The organism is Paenisporosarcina sp. (genome assembly GCF_049671445.1).
Taxonomy (GTDB): Bacteria; Bacillota; Bacilli; order Bacillales_A; family Planococcaceae; genus Paenisporosarcina.
Genome location: NZ_JBATUX010000118.1, coordinates 81,156 through 103,277, shown reverse-complemented (window position 1 = coordinate 103,277; position 22,122 = coordinate 81,156). Strand labels below are relative to the sequence as shown.

22 protein-coding genes are annotated in these 22,122 nt (G+C 39.0%); all 22 read right to left on the bottom strand.

Features of this window, described 5'->3' with window-relative positions:
• Window positions 1-524: 524 nt before the first annotated feature.
• The 22 genes from topA to fapR all read right to left on the bottom strand — a co-directional run bounded on the left by topA (window position 525) and on the right by fapR (window position 22,077).
• Complete coding sequence (gene topA, locus WBG45_RS14515) at window positions 525-2,600, bottom strand: type I DNA topoisomerase (RefSeq protein ID WP_424415661.1); 2,076 nt, start codon at window positions 2,598-2,600, stop codon at window positions 525-527.
• Between the two features lie 104 nt (window positions 2,601-2,704).
• A complete protein-coding gene (dprA, locus tag WBG45_RS14510; RefSeq protein ID WP_424415659.1) occupies window positions 2,705-3,601 on the bottom strand; it encodes a DNA-processing protein DprA in 897 nt (298 codons plus the stop codon).
• A 127-nt stretch (window positions 3,602-3,728) separates the two neighbouring features.
• Window positions 3,729-4,631, bottom strand: a complete 903-nt coding sequence (gene sucD, locus WBG45_RS14505) for a succinate--CoA ligase subunit alpha (protein WP_024535014.1) — start codon at window positions 4,629-4,631, stop codon at window positions 3,729-3,731.
• Window positions 4,632-4,649: 18 nt separating this feature from the next.
• A complete protein-coding gene (gene sucC / locus WBG45_RS14500) occupies window positions 4,650-5,810 on the bottom strand; it encodes an ADP-forming succinate--CoA ligase subunit beta (RefSeq protein ID WP_024535015.1) in 1,161 nt (386 codons plus the stop codon).
• Window positions 5,811-5,931: 121 nt separating this feature from the next.
• A complete protein-coding gene (locus tag WBG45_RS14495) occupies window positions 5,932-6,696 on the bottom strand; it encodes a ribonuclease HII (protein ID WP_424415656.1) in 765 nt (254 codons plus the stop codon).
• A gap of 60 nt (window positions 6,697-6,756) precedes the next feature.
• Window positions 6,757-7,626, bottom strand: coding sequence for a ribosome biogenesis GTPase YlqF (ylqF, locus tag WBG45_RS14490; RefSeq protein WP_024535017.1), 870 nt, complete (start codon window positions 7,624-7,626; stop codon window positions 6,757-6,759).
• Between the two features lie 19 nt (window positions 7,627-7,645).
• Window positions 7,646-8,206, bottom strand: a complete 561-nt coding sequence (gene lepB / locus WBG45_RS14485) for a signal peptidase I (protein WP_424415654.1) — start codon at window positions 8,204-8,206, stop codon at window positions 7,646-7,648.
• Between the two features lie 103 nt (window positions 8,207-8,309).
• The gene (gene rplS / locus WBG45_RS14480; RefSeq protein ID WP_424415652.1) at window positions 8,310-8,657 is read right to left on the bottom strand and encodes a 50S ribosomal protein L19; all 348 of its coding nucleotides are present in this window, start codon (window positions 8,655-8,657) and stop codon (window positions 8,310-8,312) included.
• Between the two features lie 127 nt (window positions 8,658-8,784).
• Complete coding sequence (trmD, locus tag WBG45_RS14475) at window positions 8,785-9,522, bottom strand: tRNA (guanosine(37)-N1)-methyltransferase TrmD (protein WP_424416000.1); 738 nt, start codon at window positions 9,520-9,522, stop codon at window positions 8,785-8,787.
• Window positions 9,522-10,037, bottom strand: a complete 516-nt coding sequence (rimM, locus tag WBG45_RS14470; protein ID WP_424415651.1) for a ribosome maturation factor RimM — start codon at window positions 10,035-10,037, stop codon at window positions 9,522-9,524. The genes trmD and rimM overlap by 1 nt, the downstream gene beginning before the upstream one ends.
• A gap of 592 nt (window positions 10,038-10,629) precedes the next feature.
• Window positions 10,630-10,863, bottom strand: a complete 234-nt coding sequence (locus WBG45_RS14465) for a KH domain-containing protein (RefSeq protein WP_024535022.1) — start codon at window positions 10,861-10,863, stop codon at window positions 10,630-10,632.
• 14 nt (window positions 10,864-10,877) lie between these two features.
• On the bottom strand, window positions 10,878-11,150 hold the full coding sequence (rpsP, locus tag WBG45_RS14460; RefSeq protein ID WP_024535023.1) for a 30S ribosomal protein S16: 273 nt from the start codon (window positions 11,148-11,150) through the stop codon (window positions 10,878-10,880).
• A 104-nt stretch (window positions 11,151-11,254) separates the two neighbouring features.
• On the bottom strand, window positions 11,255-12,610 hold the full coding sequence (ffh, locus tag WBG45_RS14455) for a signal recognition particle protein (protein ID WP_024535024.1): 1,356 nt from the start codon (window positions 12,608-12,610) through the stop codon (window positions 11,255-11,257).
• Window positions 12,611-12,622: 12 nt separating this feature from the next.
• Window positions 12,623-12,958 carry a putative DNA-binding protein gene (locus WBG45_RS14450; RefSeq protein WP_024535025.1) on the bottom strand — a complete coding sequence of 112 codons (336 nt, stop codon included), beginning with the start codon at window positions 12,956-12,958 and terminating at the stop codon, window positions 12,623-12,625.
• Window positions 12,959-13,034: 76 nt separating this feature from the next.
• Entirely contained in the window at window positions 13,035-14,042 is a 1,008-nt protein-coding gene (ftsY, locus tag WBG45_RS14445) for a signal recognition particle-docking protein FtsY (RefSeq protein ID WP_424415648.1), read from the bottom strand.
• Window positions 14,039-17,623 (bottom strand): chromosome segregation protein SMC, encoded by a 3,585-nt coding sequence (gene smc / locus WBG45_RS14440; RefSeq protein ID WP_424415646.1) that lies wholly within the window; start codon window positions 17,621-17,623, stop codon window positions 14,039-14,041. Before smc ends, ftsY begins: the two co-directional genes overlap by 4 nt.
• Window positions 17,624-17,625: 2 nt before the next feature.
• Entirely contained in the window at window positions 17,626-18,393 is a 768-nt protein-coding gene (gene rnc / locus WBG45_RS14435; protein ID WP_424415644.1) for a ribonuclease III, read from the bottom strand.
• A gap of 129 nt (window positions 18,394-18,522) precedes the next feature.
• Entirely contained in the window at window positions 18,523-18,759 is a 237-nt protein-coding gene (gene acpP / locus WBG45_RS14430) for an acyl carrier protein (RefSeq protein ID WP_024535029.1), read from the bottom strand.
• A gap of 57 nt (window positions 18,760-18,816) precedes the next feature.
• On the bottom strand, window positions 18,817-19,563 hold the full coding sequence (gene fabG / locus WBG45_RS14425; protein WP_424415642.1) for a 3-oxoacyl-[acyl-carrier-protein] reductase: 747 nt from the start codon (window positions 19,561-19,563) through the stop codon (window positions 18,817-18,819).
• The gene (fabD, locus tag WBG45_RS14420) at window positions 19,563-20,507 is read right to left on the bottom strand and encodes an ACP S-malonyltransferase (protein ID WP_424415640.1); all 945 of its coding nucleotides are present in this window, start codon (window positions 20,505-20,507) and stop codon (window positions 19,563-19,565) included. The genes fabG and fabD overlap by 1 nt, the downstream gene beginning before the upstream one ends.
• On the bottom strand, window positions 20,504-21,496 hold the full coding sequence (gene plsX / locus WBG45_RS14415; protein WP_424415639.1) for a phosphate acyltransferase PlsX: 993 nt from the start codon (window positions 21,494-21,496) through the stop codon (window positions 20,504-20,506). The genes fabD and plsX overlap by 4 nt, the downstream gene beginning before the upstream one ends.
• Window positions 21,493-22,077 carry a transcription factor FapR gene (fapR, locus tag WBG45_RS14410; protein ID WP_424415637.1) on the bottom strand — a complete coding sequence of 195 codons (585 nt, stop codon included), beginning with the start codon at window positions 22,075-22,077 and terminating at the stop codon, window positions 21,493-21,495. Before fapR ends, plsX begins: the two co-directional genes overlap by 4 nt.
• Between the last annotated feature and the right edge of the window lie 45 nt (window positions 22,078-22,122).

The following is a 22,122-nucleotide window of genomic DNA, read 5'->3' as shown; positions in this document are numbered from 1 at the left end:
CATGTGCTCCTGCGGGGTCTTCAGCTCATGCTTTTCCCGCAGAAGTCGCCACCTGCGCTTCAATCAACTAATAGAGATGGCAACTACGACTATAGGTTGGTTCAATCTCTAGCTTAACTTAGAATCATTCGTGTCTTAGCTATAAGCAATTGATAGATTTTCTTGTTGGTTACTACTCACTTCAGGGATTGTAGTGGAAGGCGGCGGGAAAAGCATCTGCTCCTGCGGTTACTCGTCGCAAAGATAATGGACGAATGACAGTTCGTCCATTATCTTTCCAGCGGGATCAGCGGGACAGATGAGCCCCCGCAGATCGCGAAGCGACCGAGGAGGCTCACCGCCCGCCCCGCGGAAAGCGTCCGCCTGAAACGAAAATCATCAATATTTATGAATCAATCTTTTTGTCCAAAACACCTGAAACACTGGATTTATGGGACTAAAATTATAAACTTTACTATCTTTTAAGAAACGCGAATATTCGCCTTTCTGTCTTCCAAAGCTGGACTAGGGCTGCGCTTTTTTTTTTACGCTTGCGTATCTTCTTTATAATCGCATGCGGTACATTGAATTTGAATACCTTTTTTCAGCTTTTTCTCAACTAGTAATTCGCTACATTTTGGACATGGACGACTAAGTGGTTTATCCCATGATACAAATTCACACGTTGGGTATTGGTCACAGCCGTAAAAAATACGTTTCGTTTTACTCTTACGTTCAACGACTTCGCCTTCTTTACAAGTTGGACACGTAACACCGATATTTTTCACAATCGCTTTTGTGTTACGACATTCTGGAAAATTGCTACATGCCATAAATTTCCCATAACGACCTAATTTAAAGACCATTGGAGAACCACATTTTTCGCAATCTTCACCTGCAGGTTCGTCTTTAATAACGACTTTTTCCATTTCTTTGTCTGCATGTGTAACATGTTTTTCAAAGTCTAAGTAGAATTTATCGATAATATGAACCCATTTTTCTTGTCCTTCTTCAACACTGTCCAAATCTCTTTCCATCTGAGCTGTAAACTCAATATCAATAATGTCTGGGAAGAACTCCAATACAAGTTGATGGACAATGCCACCTAGTTCGGTAGGTATAAAACGTTTTGCATCGAGTGTTACATAACCACGCTTTTGGATTGTATCAAGAGTTGGCGCATATGTTGATGGTCGACCGATGCCTAACTCTTCTAAGGTCTTAACAAGACGTGCTTCTGAGTATCTTGGAGGTGGTTGAGTGAAATGTTGTTTCGGTTCAATTTCAATTTTCTTTACGAAATCGCCTTTTTCCATTTCGGGTAATATACGATCTTTTTCTTCAACCTGATCATCATTGCCTTCTACATATAACTTCATGAAACCAGGGAATTTCACTTGTGAACCATTCGCACGGAAAACAACGTTCTCATTTGTTAAATCGATGGTAACGGTATCCAGTACTGCTGATGACATTTGGCTAGCTAAGAAGCGTTCCCAAATCAGCTTATATAAACGGAATAAATCTTTTGAAAGAATAGATTTAAGCTGTTCGGGAGAACGCAGTACACTTGTAGGACGAATCGCTTCATGTGCATCTTGTGATTTCTTTGATTGCTTCACTGGAGCTGTCGAAGTGGTCACAAATTCTTTCCCATATTCTCCTTCTATATAAGAGTGCGCATCTTTTTTAGCCGTATCTGAGATACGAGTAGAATCTGTACGCATATAGGTAATTAATCCAACGATTCCTTCTTTACCAATACTTAATCCTTCATATAGTTGCTGAGCAAGCATCATTGTTTTTCTAGCACGGAAGTTTAATTTTCTGGCTGCTTCTTGTTGTAGAGAAGATGTTGTAAATGATGGTGCAGGATTTCGTTTGCGTTCTTTTTTAATTACACTTGTTACTTCAAACTTGTCACCTTTTAAGTGGCTAAGAATCTCGTTAACTTGTGCTTCGTTGGTCAACTTGATTTTTTCAGCACCATTACCAAAATAGAGCGCGTCAAAAGCTTTTTTGCCTTTTTCAAAGTTTCCATCAATTGTCCAGTATTCTTCTGGTTGGAAATTTTTGATTTCATTTTCACGGTCAATAACCAGTCGCAGTGCCACCGATTGAACTCGTCCAGCAGAAAGTCCTTTTTTGACTTTCTTCCATAGTATTGGACTGATGTTGTAACCAACTAGTCGATCTAAAATTCGTCGAGCTTGTTGTGCATCCACTAAGTCCATATCTATCGGGCGAGGATTCTTAAAAGATTCTTTAATCGCTTCTTTCGTAATTTCATTAAAAACTACGCGACAATCTGATTCAATATCAATATTCAATGAGTTCGCGAGATGCCAAGCAATTGCTTCACCTTCGCGATCCGGGTCAGCCGCGAGATAAATTTTCTTCGCTTTTTTGGCTGCTGTTTTTAGTTCCTGCATTACTGGACCTTTACCACGTATCGTAATGTATTTTGGCGTATAGTCATTTTCTACATCTACACCCATTTGACTACGTGGTAAATCACGAACATGACCAAGTGATGCTTTCACTTTGTATTTTTTGCCAAGGTATCGTTCAATCGTTTTCGCTTTGGCTGGCGATTCCACAATCACTAAATAATCCGACATGTATGTGCCTCCTCATAGAGGTTCCTTATAAATCAATAAAAGAAATACCTGTTGCAAAATGTATAACAGTTTCTAGTATATTGCAACCATTTTTCATTTCTAAGTCATTTTCGAGATGTAATGCCTTGCAATTCATCAATGATTTGATACCCATTCCACACTGGTTTTGCCCCTTCGAGGAGTGACTGATTTGGTCCAAGAGACAATAGTGATGTAATAGGACCTGGAACACAAAAGACATCTTTGCCATTATCTAAAGCATGTTGCAGTGTACTAACTGTTCCACTTTTTTGTTTGGCTTCTGTCACGACGACCGCATGAGAAAGGCCACTAATTAAGCGATTACGCATAGGAAAATACCACTTCTGTGGCGTCACATATGGTGGATATTCAGATAATGTTAAATGATGTTTTTCCATTATCTCATAAAGAGCAGAATTCTCTTTTGGATATTGGTGAAAATGACCATGACCTAAGACACCAATGGTCTTCCCTCCTAATTCATGTGTAAATTGGTGAGCCATTGCGTCAGCTCCTTTGGCGAGTCCACTTACAATAACTACATCGTTTTTTACAAGGGGCGGCAATATGAACGACATGGCTTCTTTCGAATACTCTGTCGCATCTCTGGCTCCGATTACTGCAATATGGTAATCCATTAACAAGTAATCCAATCGGCCTTTTGCGTACAGGATGGTCGGTGGGTCATACAGTGTGCTTAATTGTTTCGGATAGTTGGGATGATTAAATGGGAGTGGTGTAATGTTATTCGTGATGTACGCTTGAATAAGGGGGGTTCCAAGCGCTTTTACAAAAGCGTCTTTAAACTTTCTTGCTCGCTCATGAGTAAGTTTTAACAGACGGGATAATTGGTAGATGTCCATACGTTCACATTTTGCTAGATCCGGATCAACTTGAAGTAGGGGCTCCAAGCGATTTAATGGAATGGGTAAGACATAATGAAGTGCTAGTAAGCGTTGGTGAAATGATTGATTGACCATACGTTTCCTCCTTATTAGGTAATATAAAACACTTAACTCTACTAAAACTAAAGATCACTAAATATTAAGAATTCTTTTTTCTTTAAAAAGAAGCGACACACCGAACGATGTGCCGCTTTTTTATTGATTAATGAGTTTTACATTGATCGTATAAGCCTTTTTCTTTAATCACTTTGATTAAAGTTTCACCAATAACTGATGGTGTTTCGGCAACTTCCATGCCAGCTGCATTCATCGCTTTGATTTTGTCAGCTGCTGTACCTTTACCGCCAGAAATAATCGCACCGGCATGGCCCATACGCTTACCTTCTGGAGCAGTTTGTCCACCAATAAATCCTACTACTGGCTTCGTCATGTTAGCTTGAATCCACTCTGCTGCTTCTTCTTCTGCAGTTCCGCCGATTTCACCAATCATAACTACAGCATACGTATCTGGATCTTCATTGAATGCCATTAAAGCATCGATAAAGTCAGTTCCGTTTACTGGATCTCCACCAATACCTACAGCTGTACTTTGTCCAATACCTTCTTGAGAAAGTTGGTGTACTGCTTCATAAGTAAGTGTTCCAGAACGTGAAACTACTCCTACATGACCTTTTTTGTGAATGTATCCTGGCATAATACCAATTTTACATTCGTCAGGAGTGATAACGCCTGGGCAGTTAGGTCCGACTAAACGTGTTTTCTTGCCTTCCATATAGCGTTTTACTTTTACCATATCAAGAACAGGAATATGTTCAGTAATACAAATCGCCATATCTAATTCAGCATCTACAGCTTCTAAAATAGCATCTGCAGCGAATGGTGCTGGAACATAAATAACAGACACGTTAGCGCCAGTTGCTTTCACAGCTTCTTCTACAGTATTAAAAACAGGTACGCCTTCAGCTTCAGTACCGCCTTTTCCTGGTGTAACACCAGCAACGATTTTCGTGCCATACTCAAGCATTTGTTTTGTATGGAAAAGAGCAGTTGAACCCGTGATACCTTGTACGAGTACTTTCGTATCTTTATTAATATATACGCTCATCTTTTGTCCCTGCCTTTCTTAGCCTACAAGTTCAACAATTTTTTGCGCGCCATCAGCCATAGAGCCAGCCGCAACAATGTTTAAGCCAGATTCATTTAATAATTTCTTACCAAGATCCACGTTTGTTCCTTCTAAACGAACAACTAATGGTACTTGTAATCCTACTTCTTTCGCAGCTGTGATTACGCCTTCAGCGATAACGTCACACTTCATAATTCCACCAAAGATGTTAACGAAGATACCTTTAACATTTTTGTCTGAAAGGATGATTTTGAATGCTTCAGTTACTTTCTCAGCTGTCGCACCGCCCCCAACGTCAAGGAAGTTTGCGGGTGATCCGCCGTAGTAGCTAATTGTGTCCATTGTTGCCATAGCTAGTCCAGCACCGTTTACCATACATCCGATGTTTCCATCTAAAGAGATATAGCTAAGGTCATATTTTGATGCTTCAATTTCTTTTGCATCTTCTTCGTCGAAATCACGTAATTCTAAGATGTCTTTATGACGATATAAAGCATTTGCATCGAAGTTAAACTTCGCGTCAAGAGCCATTACATCTCCACCACCTGTTACTACTAGTGGGTTAATCTCTACGATTGCTGCATCTTTTTCAATAAATACTTGGTATAGACCAAGCATGAATTTAGCAGCTTTGTTTACTAAATTAGCTGGAATGTTCATATTGAAAGCCATACGACGTGCTTGGAATCCTGTTAATCCAACAACTGGATCAATGATTTCTTTGAAGATTTTTTCAGGAGTTGCTTCTGCTACTTCTTCAATATCCATTCCGCCTTCTTCTGAACCCATAAGAGTTACACGAGCAGTTGCGCGGTCAAGAACTAAACCTAAGTAGTATTCTTTTTTAATGTCGCATCCTTCTTCAACAAGAAGACGCTTAATTTCTTTACCTTCTGGACCTGTTTGATGAGTAACAAGCGTTTTACCAAGAAGTTCTTTTGCGTATGCACGAACCTCATCTAAGTTCTTCGCGATTTTAACACCGCCTGCTTTACCACGACCACCTGCGTGGATTTGAGCTTTAACCACAACAACATCAGTGCCAAGTTCTTTAGCAGCCTTAACAGCTTCTTCTGGAGAAAAAGCAACTAAGCCTGTAGATACTGCAACACCGTATTGTCTGAGGAGTTGTTTACCTTGATATTCATGGATATTCATATTACATCCTCCAATCAAACTTTAAACAAGTAATTTACTACCTTAACCATTGTATAAAACCTGTCAAACAATGTCCACATAAGTCTATTATTTTGCGCTATACATCAAATATTCGGAATTCTTATCGAATCATAGACTTTATAGGTTCGAAGGATTTTCGATGAATTTTTGTTGCTCCAAACTGCTCTAACGCTGATAAATGCTCAGGTGTGCCGTAACCCGCATTTTTTACAAAGTGATATTGTGGGTAAATTTTGTCGAATTCGTTCATTAAATTATCACGCGTTGTTTTGGCTAAAATCGATGCAGCGGCTATGGCTAAACTTTTCGCGTCACCTTTAATTATCGAATGTTGTACAATGTCAGTCGGCAGTGTCATGGCATCGACTAAAAGCACCTGAGGTTGAATGGGTAAATGTTCTACAGCTAACATCATCGAAGATTTAGTTGCTTGATAAATATTTAATGCATCAATTTGTTCAACAGATTGAATATGTACATAGTAAGCAATCGCATGTTTTTTGATGATTTCTGCGTAATTTTCTCTTTTAAATTGTGATAGTAGTTTGGAGTCATTAATGCCAATTAATTCACTTGGGTATTCATTGAAAATGACTGCCGCTGTCACGACTGGCCCAGCAAGAGGTCCTCTCCCCGCTTCATCAATGCCAGCAACTAAGTCCGTTTCTTGTTGTTTAAAACTTTCGTCGAAACGGATTTTCTCATCGTGAATCATTTGTATCTTTTTTTCTTGCTCTAGCTTTTTTTGCCATGAAGCAATTAACTTTAAAACTCCAGCACGATGATCTTCCGTCAACTTATTCGTCCATTCATTCGGCTGAGACGTTTGTTTAAGTTTTTCAGCAATCGTTTTGATAGTGTCCATACTTTTCACCTCTAAATTATGTATCATGAAAAAACCTTTCTCACCCGAAGGCGAAAAAGGTTATTGTTCTGTAGTTGTAGACATCTCTTCTACAATATCAAAAGTTAATTTCCCGAGATGTTGACCACGAATATCGCGTACGATGAGTTCTGCAACTTTTTCATAATCGATTTCTCCACCATTTCCAATCGCACGTCTAAGCTTTCCAATGTGATCGAAGGTTTTCACTAAATCTTCATCAACTTCAGTAAGTTTATAGCGTTCTTCCATGCGTTTAGGATAATGATCAGCTAGAAAATGCAAGCCATATACAGCCAAATCTTCCATATTAATAATGGTGTCTTTGATGGCTCCAGTTAGCGCTAATTTATAACCAACTGATTGGTCTTCAAACTTTGGCCATAAAATACCTGGTGTATCTAATAACTCAAGTTCTTTCCCTACTTTAATCCATTGTTGAGCTTTCGTTATCCCAGGAGTATTTCCTGTTTTCGCGAGATTTTTCTTAGCTAAACGATTGATTAATGTAGATTTCCCTACGTTTGGAATCCCAACAATCATCGCTCGTATCGCACGAGGTTTAATCCCACGAGAAACCATACGCTCCCATTTTTCAGCTAATAGTTCAGTGGCAGCGTTAGTTACTTGTTGCAAGCCTTTGCCTTCAAATGAGTTGATTGCGACTGCACGATGACCACGCTCTTCAAAATAGCGAATCCATGCCTTCGTTTTAAAATCATCTGCCATATCAGCTTTATTCAATATTAATAACCTTGTCTTTTGTCCGATAACTTCGTCTATCATTGGATTTCTTGACGATAACGGTAACCTAGCGTCAATTAATTCAAAAATTATATCAACTAATTTTAATTTTTCTGTAACTTCTCGGCGAGCTTTCGCCATATGACCCGGAAACCATTGTATGGTCATGTTTTAATCTCCTCCATTGTTACTGGACAAGTCCAATTTCATTTGGTGGCCAGAAAATAACACTTGTACTGCCAATTATTTCCTCCATTGAAACTAATCCAATCATTCGACTGTCTTTACTATATCTACGATTATCACCCATGACAAACACATATCCTTCAGGGATTACTGACACTTCCGTGTAATCTTCAAGTGTGAAATCTTCCGTTAATGCACCTTCAATAATTTCTTCTTTTTTTACATCTAAATAAGGTTCAGGTAATGGTTCTCCATTTATATACAACTGATCATTTTTATATGCAACATGATCTCCTGGCAATCCGATTACTCGTTTTATGTAATCTTTTTCTTCAGGCGCATGGAACACGACGATATCAAATCGATCAGGTTCTCCGACTTCGTAGCCAATTTTGTTGACAATCATACGATCGCCATCTTCAAGTGTTGGCATCATCGATTCTCCATCTACAACTATTGGTGTAAATAGAAAAAAACGTATCAGCCAGGCTAGTCCAAAAGCGATGAGCAATGCTTTTGACCATTCCCAAAACTCATTCTTCTCTTTTTTAGTTTGTTCCATGTTGTTGCCTCCTTGCTTCAATTAGTTTAATTGTACAAGTATTATTAATGACAAGCAAAAAGAAAGAGAGCTTGATTGCCAAGCTCTCTTTCTGATTAGACTATTAGTAGCGCGCTTCTTTAATACGAGCTGCTTTACCACGTAAATCACGTAGGTAATACAATTTCGCACGACGTACTTTACCACGACGTAGGACTTCTAATTGTGCAATTTTTGGTGTGTGTACTGGGAATGTACGCTCTACACCTACTCCGTAAGAAATCTTACGAACTGTAAATGTTGAACTTACTCCGCCACCACGACGTTTAATTACTACACCTTCATACATTTGGATACGTTCGCGAGTTCCCTCTACTACCTTAACGTGAACACGTACTGTGTCACCAGGACGGAATTCAGGAAGATCCGTACGAAGTTGTTCTTTAGTGATTTCTGTAATAATGTTTTGCATAGTTTTCTCTCCTTAGACAGATGCTCTTGCCAACGACTATGGCTGCAGCGGAACACCGTAATTCGGCACTTCACAAAGGAAGTACAGAATAGATGATACCACAACTCCCCGTAGTTAGCAAGACAAATTATTTCTTTACTTCTTGCTCCCACTGAGCAATTTTCTTTTGTTCACTCGCTGATAATTCCGTATTGTGTAACAAATCAGGACGTCTACTCCATGTCCGATATAAAGATTGCTCACGACGCCATTGATCAATAAGTGCATGATTACCTGATAACAACACATCAGGGACCTTTAATCCTCTGAATTCTGAAGGTCTTGTAAAGTGCGGATGTTCAAGTAACCCAGTTGAAAATGAATCCTGTAGCGGAGAATCTCCGTTACCGAGGACTCCTGGTAGTAAACGAACGACACTATCAATTACCGTCATTGCTCCAAGTTCTCCGCCTGTTAAAACAAAATCACCAATTGAAATTTCGTCTGTAACCAAATGTTCGCGAACCCGTTCATCATATCCCTCGTAATGACCACACAAAAAAATCAACTCTTCTTCTTGAGCTAGTTCTTCTGCTTTTGCTTGAGTAAAGCGCTCACCCTGTGGACACATTAAAATAATTCTTGGTTTTGTCGTGGTGGTAGATATAGCCTCTACGGCTTGGAATAAGGGCTCTGGCTTTAATACCATACCTGCTCCCCCGCCATAAGGGTAATCGTCTACCTGGCTATGTTTATTGCCTGAATACGCGCGAAAATCGGTTACCTCTAATGAAACAGCCTGCTTTTCCTGTGCTTTTTTTAAAATCGATGATCCAAAGACGCCTTCGAACATAGCCGGAAACAACGACAACACATGAATATGCATCATGACAATAAGCCATCCAATACGTCAATAACGATTTTCTTTCCATCAATATCGACTTCTTTAACTACATCTTCAATGTAAGGAATGTAATGGGCTTTACCTTTTTCAGGCGTAACAGTCCAAACATCATTTGCTCCTGTTTGTAAAATATCAGTTACTACACCAATTTTTTGACCATCAATACCAAAAACAGTACATCCCATGATTTCATGGAAATAAAATTCATTACCCTCTAAATCAGTTAATTGATTTTCAGAAACTTTCAAGATACCACCTCGGAAAGCTTCCACCATTTCAATTGTCAAGTACCCTTCAAATGTCAAAAGGTCAAAATTTTTGTGTTGGCGATGAGTAGCCACTGTTAATACTAATGGCGTTTTCTTTCCTTCTTGAAATAATGAAAGTTTGTTACCAACTGCATATCGCTCTTCCGGGAAGTCCGTACTTGAAATCACTCGAACCTCACCACGAATTCCGTGTGTATTAACAATCTTACCTACGTTATACCATTCCATTGAAATCACTCCTATTAAAGGCTCTATTAATTATACTCTTGTTAATCGTTCATTTGCGCTTGCCGAGCTTGCCGCACGTTCCGTATGAGCCAACAAGTATGAAAACCACATACTTATGGGTCTCATTCTTCATAGAGCCGCTCCTGCGGTTACTCGTCGCAAATGTACTATTTCAATTGATCTTCAATATGAACAGCATTCTTTAACATAGCTTTTCATAAAGCTCAATTAAATTGTTTTTAGGATAATAAGAGAATATGCGACTTACCGCGGAAACCCTAAAAACCCGTGCTCCTGTTTCTGCATCACTACGCTAGCTTCGAAACATGAAAGTGCGTTGTATCGCTACGCTAGCTTCGTCGCCAAGATTATGGTCAAAGTTCCTTTGACATAATCTTGGCTGGCAAGACCCCCGTGCTGAGGTACGAGTGTGGAGGCTTGCCTGTTCTTCCGCGGAAAGGGGGCAGATTCCCTGATTTCTAAAAAAGCTTTTTATAGAATATTGATGTTTATCGTAAATCTGCGCTCGCCGCAAATTTACTCTTTTAACGGTACAAAAAAGGAAGGAACTGTGAGCTCCTTCCTTTTTTGATCAATCTAAAATATCGACATACGTCTTTTTGTTATGGTGGCTGCTTGCTGCTGAATAAACAATGGTACGAATCGCTTTCGCCACACGTCCTTGCTTACCAATTACTTTCCCCATATCTTCAGCATGGACAGAAAGTTTGTAGACAATACGGTTTGTATTTTCGTCAAGTTCAACACGAACATCATCCGGATAATCAACTAATGGTTTAACAATTGTTTCAATCAGCTGCTTCATTATGCTGCCCCCGATTACTTAGCGTTTTTTGCGATATGGTGTTTCTCCATGATACCTTGATCAGAGAACAAGTTACGAACTGTATCAGATGGTTTAGCACCATTTGATAACCATTTTAAAGCTAGTTCTTCATTGATCTTAACTTCAGCTGGTTTTGTTAATGGGTTGTAAGTACCAACTGTTTCGATTTGACGGCCGTCACGTGGAGCACGAGCGTCAGCAACAACAATACGATAGAAAGGAGACTTTTTAGCTCCCATACGTTTTAAGCGAATTTTAACTGCCATGTTTAATAGCACCTCCGAATAGTTTCACACAAGATAGTATATTATCAAGGATTGATTTGTTTGTAAAGTGTTTTTTCTTAACACCTTAAAATTTAACGAGAAAATTATTTAAAAAGAGAGTCTAAACCAGGCATTTTCATCTTCTTTTTGCCTTTTTGTTGCATGCCCGACATTTGTTTCATCATTTTCTTCATGTCTTCAAATTGTTTTAGTAATCGATTGACATCTTGAATTGTTGTTCCCGATCCTTTTGCAATTCGTTTCTTACGACTTGAACTAATGATATCAGGTGTCGTTTTTTCTTGAGGAGTCATGGCATAAATTATAGCCTCCACACGACTCATCTGCTTTTCATCCACTTTGGCATTTTCTAATCCTTTAATTTTTCCTGCACCAGGTAGCATTTTAATGATGTCCTCAAGAGGGCCCATTTTTTTCACTTGATTCAGTTGTTCAATAAAGTCGTCAAATGTAAAGCTTTGCGTTCTAAACTTCTCTTCAAGCTCTTTTGCCTTTTCTTCATCGACATTTTCTTGAGCTTTCTCAATCAGTGACAACATGTCACCCATCCCAAGGATTCGAGAAGCCATACGTTCTGGGTGGAAAGGTTCAAGCGCATCCATTTTTTCACCCATTCCGACAAATTTAATCGGTTTTTGAGCTACTGAACGGATAGATAATGCGGCACCACCACGTGTATCACCATCAAGCTTTGTTAATACAACTCCTGTAATGCCAATAGCTTCGTTGAAACTTTGTGCTACGTTTACAGCATCTTGACCCGTCATAGAGTCAACAACTAAGAACACTTCATCGGGTTCCTTTAATGCACGGATATCTTTCAATTCTTGCATTAACACTTCATCGATGTGCAAACGTCCAGCCGTATCAATGATGACTACATCATTATGATCTTCTTTTGATTTCTCAAGTGCTTGACGTACAATTTCGACTGGAGAAACATCTGTCCCCATTGAAAATACAGGAAGAGATAATTGCTTTCCAATCGTTTGTAACTGTTGAATAGCAGCAGGACGATAAATATCTGCTGCAACTAATAAGGGATTTCGGTTGTGCTTTTTACGTAAAAGGTTCGCTAGTTTACCAGTAGTGGTGGTTTTACCAGCACCTTGTAAACCAACCATCATAATAACGGTAGGTGGTTTTTTAGAAAATTGAATTGGGCTTTGTTCGCCACCCATTAATTCAGTTAACTCATCTTTTACGATTTTGATAACTTGTTGACCCGGTGTCAAACTCTTCATGACATCCACGCCCACAGCACGTTCACTTACTTTTTTAACGAATTCTTTGACGACTTTTAAGTTAACGTCTGCTTCGATTAAAGCAAAACGAACTTCTCTCATCATTTCTTTAACGTCTGCTTCGGAAACTTTACCTTTACCTTTAATGCGTTGGATGGTTCCTTGCAGCCGCTCGGCTAATCCTTCAAATGCCATGCATGCCGCCTCCTAATCCGATTCTTTTAGCATCACAATCAAATCAAATGCTAGCTCTTTATTGACAGGTTCCGCCTGTATTACTTGTTGTAACTGATCCATTACAACTTGGCGCTGCTGAAATTTTTCAAATAAGCGTAGTTTATCTTCATACTCTTCTAACATGGCTTCTGTGCGGCGAATATTATCATAGACAGCTTGTCTAGAAATTTCATATTCGTGCGCTATTTCTCCAAGTGAGTGATCATCTAGATAATAGAGATGCATATAACTTCTTTGCTTATCTGTCAGTAATGACTGATAAAAATCAAAAAGGAAGTTCATGCGTGTCGTTTTTTCAAGTAGCATCATGATCTCTCCCACCTACAGTGTTCTACTTGTATCATATCTAGCAACTCATGATGCGTCAAGTATTTTTACTTGTCTAGTTCAATTCATTAGCTTCTTCTTGTTCTAAACCTTCAGCAAACAATCCATATACATACTTTTCAGTATCAAAAGGTTGTAAATCATCCATTTTCTCACCTAAACCAACAAACTTAACCGGAATATGTAGCTTGTTGCGAATCGCTAACACTATTCCACCTTTTGCAGTACCGTCTAGCTTCGTTAAGACAATTCCTGTTACGTTTGTAGCTTCTTTAAATGCTTGTGCTTGTATCAATGCATTTTGTCCTGTAGTCGCGTCTAAAGCAAGTAATACCTCATGTGGTGCGCCTGGCACTTCACGTTCAATTACACGGTGAACTTTTTGTAACTCATTCATCAGATTCACTTTATTTTGCAAACGCCCAGCAGTATCACAAATCAATACATCTACACCTCGGCTTTTTGCTGCACGAACAGCATCGTACATAACCGCTGCAGGATCTGAACCTTCAGATTGCTTGATGACGTCAACACCTACACGATCTCCACAAACTTGCAACTGTTCAATCGCGCCTGCACGGAATGTATCACCAGCAGCTAACATCACCGTTTTCCCTTGTTGTTTTAAGCGATGTGCTAATTTACCAATAGTCGTTGTTTTTCCAACACCATTAACACCTACAAATAAAATAACCGTTAAGCCAGATTCTTGAATAGCAAGTCCGTTAAATTCTTCCTCACCAGATTCATAAATCTCGACTAATTTCTCAGAAATAACGGATTGTATACCAGCAGTATCTTTAATATTCTTACGTTTCACCTCAAAGCGCAATGCATCCATTAGTTCCATTACCGTATCTACACCAACATCGGCTTGAAGTAATAAATCTTCTAACTCTTCAAAGAAATCTTCATCAACTTTGCGGTATTTTGCAACTAAATCATTTACTTTCGATGTAAATTGATTACGAGTTTTTGATAATCCATCTTTAAACTTTTCAGAAACAGAAACCGATTCACTCGTTCCTGATAATTTTTCTTTCATCTTTTTAAAGAAACTCAAGCTCTTTCGCTCCCTTGTGCGACAAGTGTCGGTTGATCTTCTTGCATTTTTACGGATACTAATTTGGAAATTCCTGATTCTTGCATAGTAATACCATACAAGACATCGGCACCTTCCATCGTGCCTTTACGATGAGTAATGACGATAAATTGTGTATCATGACTAAACTTTTTCAAGTACTGACTATAGCGAACGACATTCGATTCATCAAGTGCTGCTTCGACTTCATCCAGAATGCAAAACGGTACGGGACGTATATTCAAAATGGCAAATAACAAGGCGATCGCAGTCAAAGCTCGCTCTCCACCCGACAGTAAACTTAAGTTTTGTCTTTTCTTCCCTGGTGGTTGAGCGATGATTTCGATACCAGTTTCAAGCATATTCGCAGGATCAGTTAATAGTAAATCAGCTTGGCCACCACCAAATAATTCTCTGAATACTCGTCCAAATTGAGCACGAATCGCATGGAAAGTATCACTGAAACGCAACGTCATTTCCTCATCCATTTCTTTGATGGCTTCATGTAACGTTTCTTTCGCATCCATTAAATCTTGACGCTGCTCAGTTAAAAACGAATGCCGTTCTGAAACACGTTCAAACTCTTCAATTGAAGATACATTTACTGAACCTAATTCTTCAATTGACTGTTTAAGTAACTTGACTTTTTTACGTGATCCTTCTTCTTCAAACGTTTCCATATTCGGAAGTTCTATTTCATCGATTGTAACATGATAGTTTTCTTCCAATTGTGAATGAAGTGTAGATTGCTCCACGTCAAATCGATTCATCTTCACTTCAGCAGCTCGTAGTCCATCCAATTGCTGTTTGTGTAAATGTTCATTTTTCTTCAATTGTAGCTCCACTTGTTGGAGTTGGTTGTTAGTTTGCGTACGTTTTTCTTTACTTTTCGCAATAAGCCCTACAAGGGTTTTTTTCTTGTTCGTCCAGTCGTTCAAGTTCTGGTCTATCTCAATAGGTGTTGGACCCATTTGATTATCACCATTTAGATACCATTGCATTTCTTTCGTAGCATGATCAAGCTTATGCGTCATTTTTCCAATGCTCTCTTGGATTTCAGCAACAGTTAGTTCTGCAACTTTCAATTGTTCAGTTAATACAGCCTGCCTTGAACGGAGCTCAGCCATTTGTTCAGTTAATTGATCTCGATCACTTAAGTTTTTAGATTTAAGATTCGTTAAACGATTAATCGTTTCGTTGATTTTACCCAACTCTTCTTTTAATTCAAAAAGACGTTTATGGGCGTGTTCTTTTTTCTCTACAGCTTGTTTATGACGAGTCGTCACGTCCATGGCCTCAGAATTTGAAATAAAGGCACGTTCCTTTAGACGTTTAAAAGCGGCTTCAAGTTCACGTGAAGTTGAACTAAGTTCTAATTCTTGCGCTCTACTTTCTTCACCTTCAATTTTCATACTTTCAAGTAAGACAACTTGCTTATCAATCGCCATTTTTAATGTAGATACTTGATTTTCAGCCGTGTGAATGGTTTGATCCATTCCAGATAGTTTTAGTGATAATTCATCTAATTCAGCTTTTCTCGAGAATACAGAAGATTGCTGTTTCGTAAATCCACCAGTTAATGAACCACCGGCATTAATAATATCACCATCTAGCGTCACTACTCGGTACCGATATTGAATAGACTTCGCAATCTGGGATGCACCTTCTAAATCTTTTACGACAATTACATTACCAAGTAAATTTTCCACGATGGATTTCGAAGATTGATCAAAAGAAACGAGTTCATCAGCCGTTTGAATGAATGATGGATGACTCGTAATACCTCGCAAAGCATCAGGTTGAATTTTTCTCGACTTCATCACTGTTTTAGGTAAGAAGGTAGCACGTCCAGAACGTTTAGTCTTTAAAAAGGCAATTGCTTTTCTTGCATCTTGATCCGTATCAGTGACAATATGTTGCATCGCACCACCTAGAGCAGTTTCCAGTGCTTTTGCGTAAGAAGCTTTAACTTGAATAAGTTCCGCTACCGCTCCAGTTATCCCTGTAAGCTGACCCTTTTCACGCGCAACTAACACTTCTTTTACACCTTGGAAGAAGCCAGAAAAATCGGCTTCAAGTGCTTCTAGCGACTCTTTTCGTGCTTTTAATTGTTGTTGATGCTGATAAGCTTGATACAACATCGATTGTTTAGATTCAAGTTCATCTTTCTCTTTTGAAAACGTTTGTTGAAGATCTTTGTAGTAAGTCAATTTTTCATTTAAAGAACGACGAATTTGTAAAAGCTGTTGTTCCACTTGATTCTTTTGTTCTTCAACTTCCGCTAAATCAGCAGTAATTTGTTTATATTCATTCGTTTTCTTACCTTTAAATTCATCTTGCTGAAGAAGTTGTTGATCTAAATGTTTCAACTCATTTTTAACAGTTGCTTCTTCATTCAACAATTCAATGTAAGTTGATTTATAATCTTCTATTTCGACTTCAATTTCAGCACTTGTTTGTTTTAATAAATGATCTAATTGTTTCACTTCATTTTGAACAGTTCGGAGTTCAGCTTTACTTTTTGTCGCAATCATTTGCTTAAGTTCCAACTGGTTCGTTAATTGGACTTTGTCTTCTTCGAGATCAACAATTGTCGATTTTAATTTTTCAATTTGTTGATCCTTATTTTGACGTTTTTCAGCCATTAATTGCTTGCGGCCATCCCAGCGTTCCAGTTCTGAACTTGCTTCAACTAATGACTCTTGAGACTCATCAATTAAACGATCTTGCTTTGCCAATTGACCTCGAACTGTTTGCATCTCAAGTTCCATATTCCCTATGACATTTTCAAGTTCCTTTTCTTGTTGCTTGAAAATGTCCACTTCTAACATTACTTCAGTTAACCGTTTGTTTACGCTTGTTAAATCAAACGCAATTAACTTGAGATCCACGTCTTTTAGTTCTTCAGACATACGCAAATAATCAGTGGCCGCAGACGCTTGCATTTGAAGCGGCTCCATACGATCATCTAACTCATGTAGTATATCCAACACGCGATGAAGATTGTCATCTGTTTCAAAGAGTTTATTCTCGGCTTTCTTTTTACGCAATTTGTATTTAAGAACGCCAGCTGCTTCTTCAAAAATCGAACGACGGTCTTCAGGACGACTATTTAAAATCTCGTCTACTCGTCCTTGTGAAATAATAGAAAAGGCTTCTTTGCCTAATCCTGAATCCATAAACAAATCTGTAATATCTTTCAATCTACAAGATTGTTTATTTAATAAATAATCGCTATCTCCAGAACGAAACACGCGTCTTGTAACACTTATTTCATTATAATCTAAAGGCAATCGCTGATCTGAGTTGTCGAGTATGAGTGTGACTTCTGCAAAGTTAAGTGGTTTTCTAGAATCACTACCCGCAAAAATCACATCTTCCATTTTGGCTCCACGAAGAGATTTTGCTGATTGTTCACCGAGAACCCATCGAATAGCATCTGTTACATTACTTTTCCCACTACCGTTAGGACCAACAACCGCGGTTACTCCAGGTACAAAATCGATACCAACTCGATCCGCAAACGATTTAAATCCAATAACTTCAAGTCGTTTCAGGAACAAAATTAGCCCTCCTGTCTGCTTGTAGCATGTTCTTTTAAGTGAACAATCGCTACTTGTGCGGCTTGTTGTTCAGCTTCTTTTTTAGACTTGCCGTTGCCAATACCTAGTTCGTTGTTTCCTAATCGAACACTAGAAACAAACGTACGGTTATGGGCGGGTCCTTTTTCTTCTATGATTTCATAGCTTAAGGTACCGTTGTTTGTTTGTTGAACCATTTCTTGCAATTGACTCTTATAATCCATCACATGCGAAAAAGCACCGGTTTCGACTTTCGGAAAGACTACTTTCTCTAAAAACGTTACAACAGGTTGTAAGCCTTGATCTAAATAAAGGGCACCCACATAAGATTCAAAGACGTCTGCAAGTAGTGCAGGACGTTCTCGTCCACCTGTAACTTCTTCTCCCTTACCTAAAAGTACATATTTCCCAAAGTTCAATTCATTCGCAAATAATACGAGTGACGGTTCACATACAATCGCTGCACGTAATTTTGTCAACTCACCTTCACTCATGGCAGTAAACTTTTGAAATAAATACTGAGAGACAGACAGTTCAAGGACCGCGTCACCTAAAAATTCAAGTCGCTCATTGTCCGTGTAAAATTTGCGTCGATGCTCATTCACATAAGATGAATGCGTAAATGATTGATAAAGAAGTTCCGGATTTTTAAATTGAACTCCTAATTCTTGTTGTAAAATTGCAAATGATTGTTTAACTGATTCTGAAAATGTTCCGTTTTTTTGAGGCGTCCCTCTACGTTTACCCGTCATTATGTAATCTGCCTTCCTTTAATACCTACCGTCTATTTTACTCGTTTGTCGTCCTTTGTGCAAAAAGAAATAGAGACGCAGAAGATCATTCATGTGAATGTCTTCCACGTCTCGCAATGGAATAATTGCTTATCCTTGTTTGCTTTCAATAAAAGTTACTGCACTTCCTACAGTACTGATTTGCTCAGCATCTTCGTCAGAAATTTCCATATCGAACTCATCTTCTAATTCCATAACAAGTTCAACTACATCTAATGAATCAGCACCTAAATCATCTCGGAAAGAAGCTTCCAATTTTACTTCGCTCTCGTCTACACCTAAACGATCTACGATTACTTTTGTTACGCGCTCTATTACAGTTGCCACTAAAGTCACCTCCCCTCAATGATTATACAAAAAACCACGCCTACTTGATAGGGGCAATTACATAACCATGCCACCATCTACATGCAGTGTTTGGCCAGTAATATAGTTTGAATCTTCAGAAGCTAAAAACACAACAGCTTTTGCAACATCTTGAGGACTACCCAATTTAGCTAGTGGGATTTGAGTAAGCATTTGATTTTTCACATCTTCTGGTAATTCATCTGTCATTTCCGTCGTAATAAATCCTGGAGCAATCGCATTAACATTAATATTACGACTCGCTAATTCTTTAGCTGTTGTCTTCGTTAAACCAATAACTCCAGCTTTTGCAGCTACATAGTTAGCTTGACCAGCGTTACCAGACACACCAACGATTGAAGAAATATTAATAATTCGTCCAGAACGTTGTTTCATCATTTGGCGTGTAACAGCTTTCGTACATAAAAACACACCTTTTAGATTTGTATTAATAACGTCGTCCCATTCGTTTTCTTTCATTCTCATCAATAAGTTATCACGTGTGATACCCGCGTTGTTAACGAGGATATCAATGCTACCAAAACGATTCATTGTTTCAGAAATCATTGCTGATACACTTTCGGCATCACTTACACTTGCTTGAATAGCAAATGCTTCTCCACCGTTTGCCGTAATTTCGTTCACAACTTCTTCGGCTTTTGCCTGACTACCACTGTAATTCACGGCAATACGTGCGCCTTCTTTTGCCAAGTACTTGGCAATCTCGGCTCCAATCCCGCGAGAAGCCCCAGTTACGATTGCTGTCTTTCCGTTCAATTTCCCCATTACGACCACTCCTTCGATGCTTCAATCACTTGTTCAATTGTCTCTAAATCATAAGCTGCATAAATAACTGCAGATCGATCAATTTTCTTCACTAATCCACTCAATACCTTGCCAGGTCCACATTCAATAAACGTGTTGACACCTAAGTCCATCAAGTGACGAATCGATTCTTCAAAACGTACAGGAGAATATAATTGTTGAACGAGTAATTCTTTCATTTCTTCTGCTGTAGTTACCGGACTTGCTGTTACATTAGAAATAACAGGCACATCTGTGTTATGCAGTTCGAGTTGGTCTAACGCTTGCTGCAACTTCGAGGCTGCCGGACGCATTAATTCCGAATGGAATGGCCCACTTACAACTAATGGTATCGCACGTTTAGCTCCCGCTTCTTTAGCTTGTACAGAAGCTTTCTCTACACCTTGTTTAGTTCCAGAAATAACAATTTGACCTGGACAATTCAAGTTGGCTAATTGAACTACATCGCCTTGTGAAGTAACATGATCCGTAATTACTTTCAACTCATCTGATTGCATACCTAATATCGCCGCCATCGCACCTTCTCCTGCCGGTACCGCTTCATTCATGAACAAACCTCTATGATGAACGATTTTCACGCCATCCTCAAATGACATTACCCCCGAAGCAACAAGCGCTGAGTATTCTCCTAAACTATGACCAATTGTATAGTCAGGTTTTAATCCAGCTGCTTGGAGAAGTTCAGAAACCATCGTACTTGTTGTCAACAACGCTGGTTGGGCATTGTATGTATAGGTCAATTCTTCTGCAGGTCCTTCTAGCATCAGTTTAGATAAGGCGAAACCTAACTGGTCATCCGCTTTATCATAAAACTTTTTATTTCCTTCGTTTGAGTGAACTAGTTCGCTTCCCATCCCTACAGCTTGAGAACCTTGTCCAGGAAAAATAAATGCAATCTTGGTCATTGTGTTTTGCCTCCTGCTATTGTTGAGTGAATGGTTCCACAGACGTCAAATTCAACCATTGTGCGGGCTTGGCGGATTGCGTTCATTACTGCAGTTGCATTTGAAGAACCATGTGCTTTTATGACAGGTGCGTTTAAACCAAACAAAGCAGCACCACCATATTCGGTATAATCCATTTTATTTTTCAAACCTCTCAAATCATCTTTTACGAGATAGGCAGAGATTTTCGACTTTGTTGAAGCCCCATACACTTCTTTTAACATGCTAAAGAAACTAGCTGCGGTACCTTCAATTGTTTTTAATACCATATTTCCTGTAAAGCCGTCCGTTACCACGACGTCAGCTACATTTAATAGTAAATCACGAGATTCTACGTTTCCTACAAAATTAATTGGAGCCTGCTTTAACTGAGTAAAGGCTAATTTAGTCAACTCATTGCCTTTCGTTTCTTCCGTACCAATGTTGAGTAAGCCTACACGTGGAGATTCGATTCCACGAACTTTCGCTGCGTAAATACTTCCCATAATTCCGAACTGCACCAAATGTTCAGGCTTAGCATCTGAATTCGCGCCAAGATCTAACATGACGAAACCTTGTCCATCGACTGTTGGTAATGTAGGCGCAAGTGCAGGGCGATCGATTCCTTCAATTCGTCCTACGATAAAAAGACCGGCAGCCATAAGTGCTCCCGTATTTCCGGCAGATACACATGCATCAGCTTCGCCTGTTTTCACAGCTTCAGCCATTCGCACCATTGAGGCATCTTTTTTTCGACGAATTGCTCTAACAGGTTCATCGTCTGATTCAATTTTTTCTTCTGTATGAATCATCGTTAATCGATCATGTGGTTTAAAATAAGGTTTTACCTTTTCCTCATGTCCAAATAATAAAATATGAATATCTTCAAATTTTTCGAGTGCCAAATAGACACCCTCCACGATTTCTTTCGGTGCGTGGTCTCCACCCATTGCGTCTACAGCTATTTTCATTTTAATTCACCTTTACTTGCCTCATTCGCTCGAAACATTTCAAACTGCCCTTCGAAAACAATCTCATTTTCAACAGTTGATGTGACTTCGACAAATGTGCGGTTTTTTTCTTGATCGTTTCGGGTTACAAATGCTTTTGCGATGACCCGATCGCCTAATTTAACTGGCTTTACAAATGATAAAGTAGATTTAACGGTTAGCGCTAATTCATCATTGATAACTGCTACAGCCAAGGAGTTAGCCTGAGCGAATAAATGATGTCCTCGCGCAATTTGATTTCTCTGAAATATATGTTCTGATTTAACGTCAAATATTGAAATTGCTCGTTCATCCAGCTCAATGTCTACCATTTCCCCAATTACATCACTTAAAGGTAAAGAACGAACCTCATCCTCAAATGATTTAGAGGCTACGTGTTTAATACGTTCACGCAACTCAGGTATCGACAACTCTAAACGGTCCAAGCGAATCGTTTGAACACTGACTGTAAACTGATTTGCTAAGGCATCGTCTGTGATAAATGGATTATTTTTAATAGTATTGATTAATTGTTGTTGTCGTTCCTTTTTTGAGCGTTTCATAGGTTCACCATCCGATATTAGCACTTGGTACTATTATCAGTATAT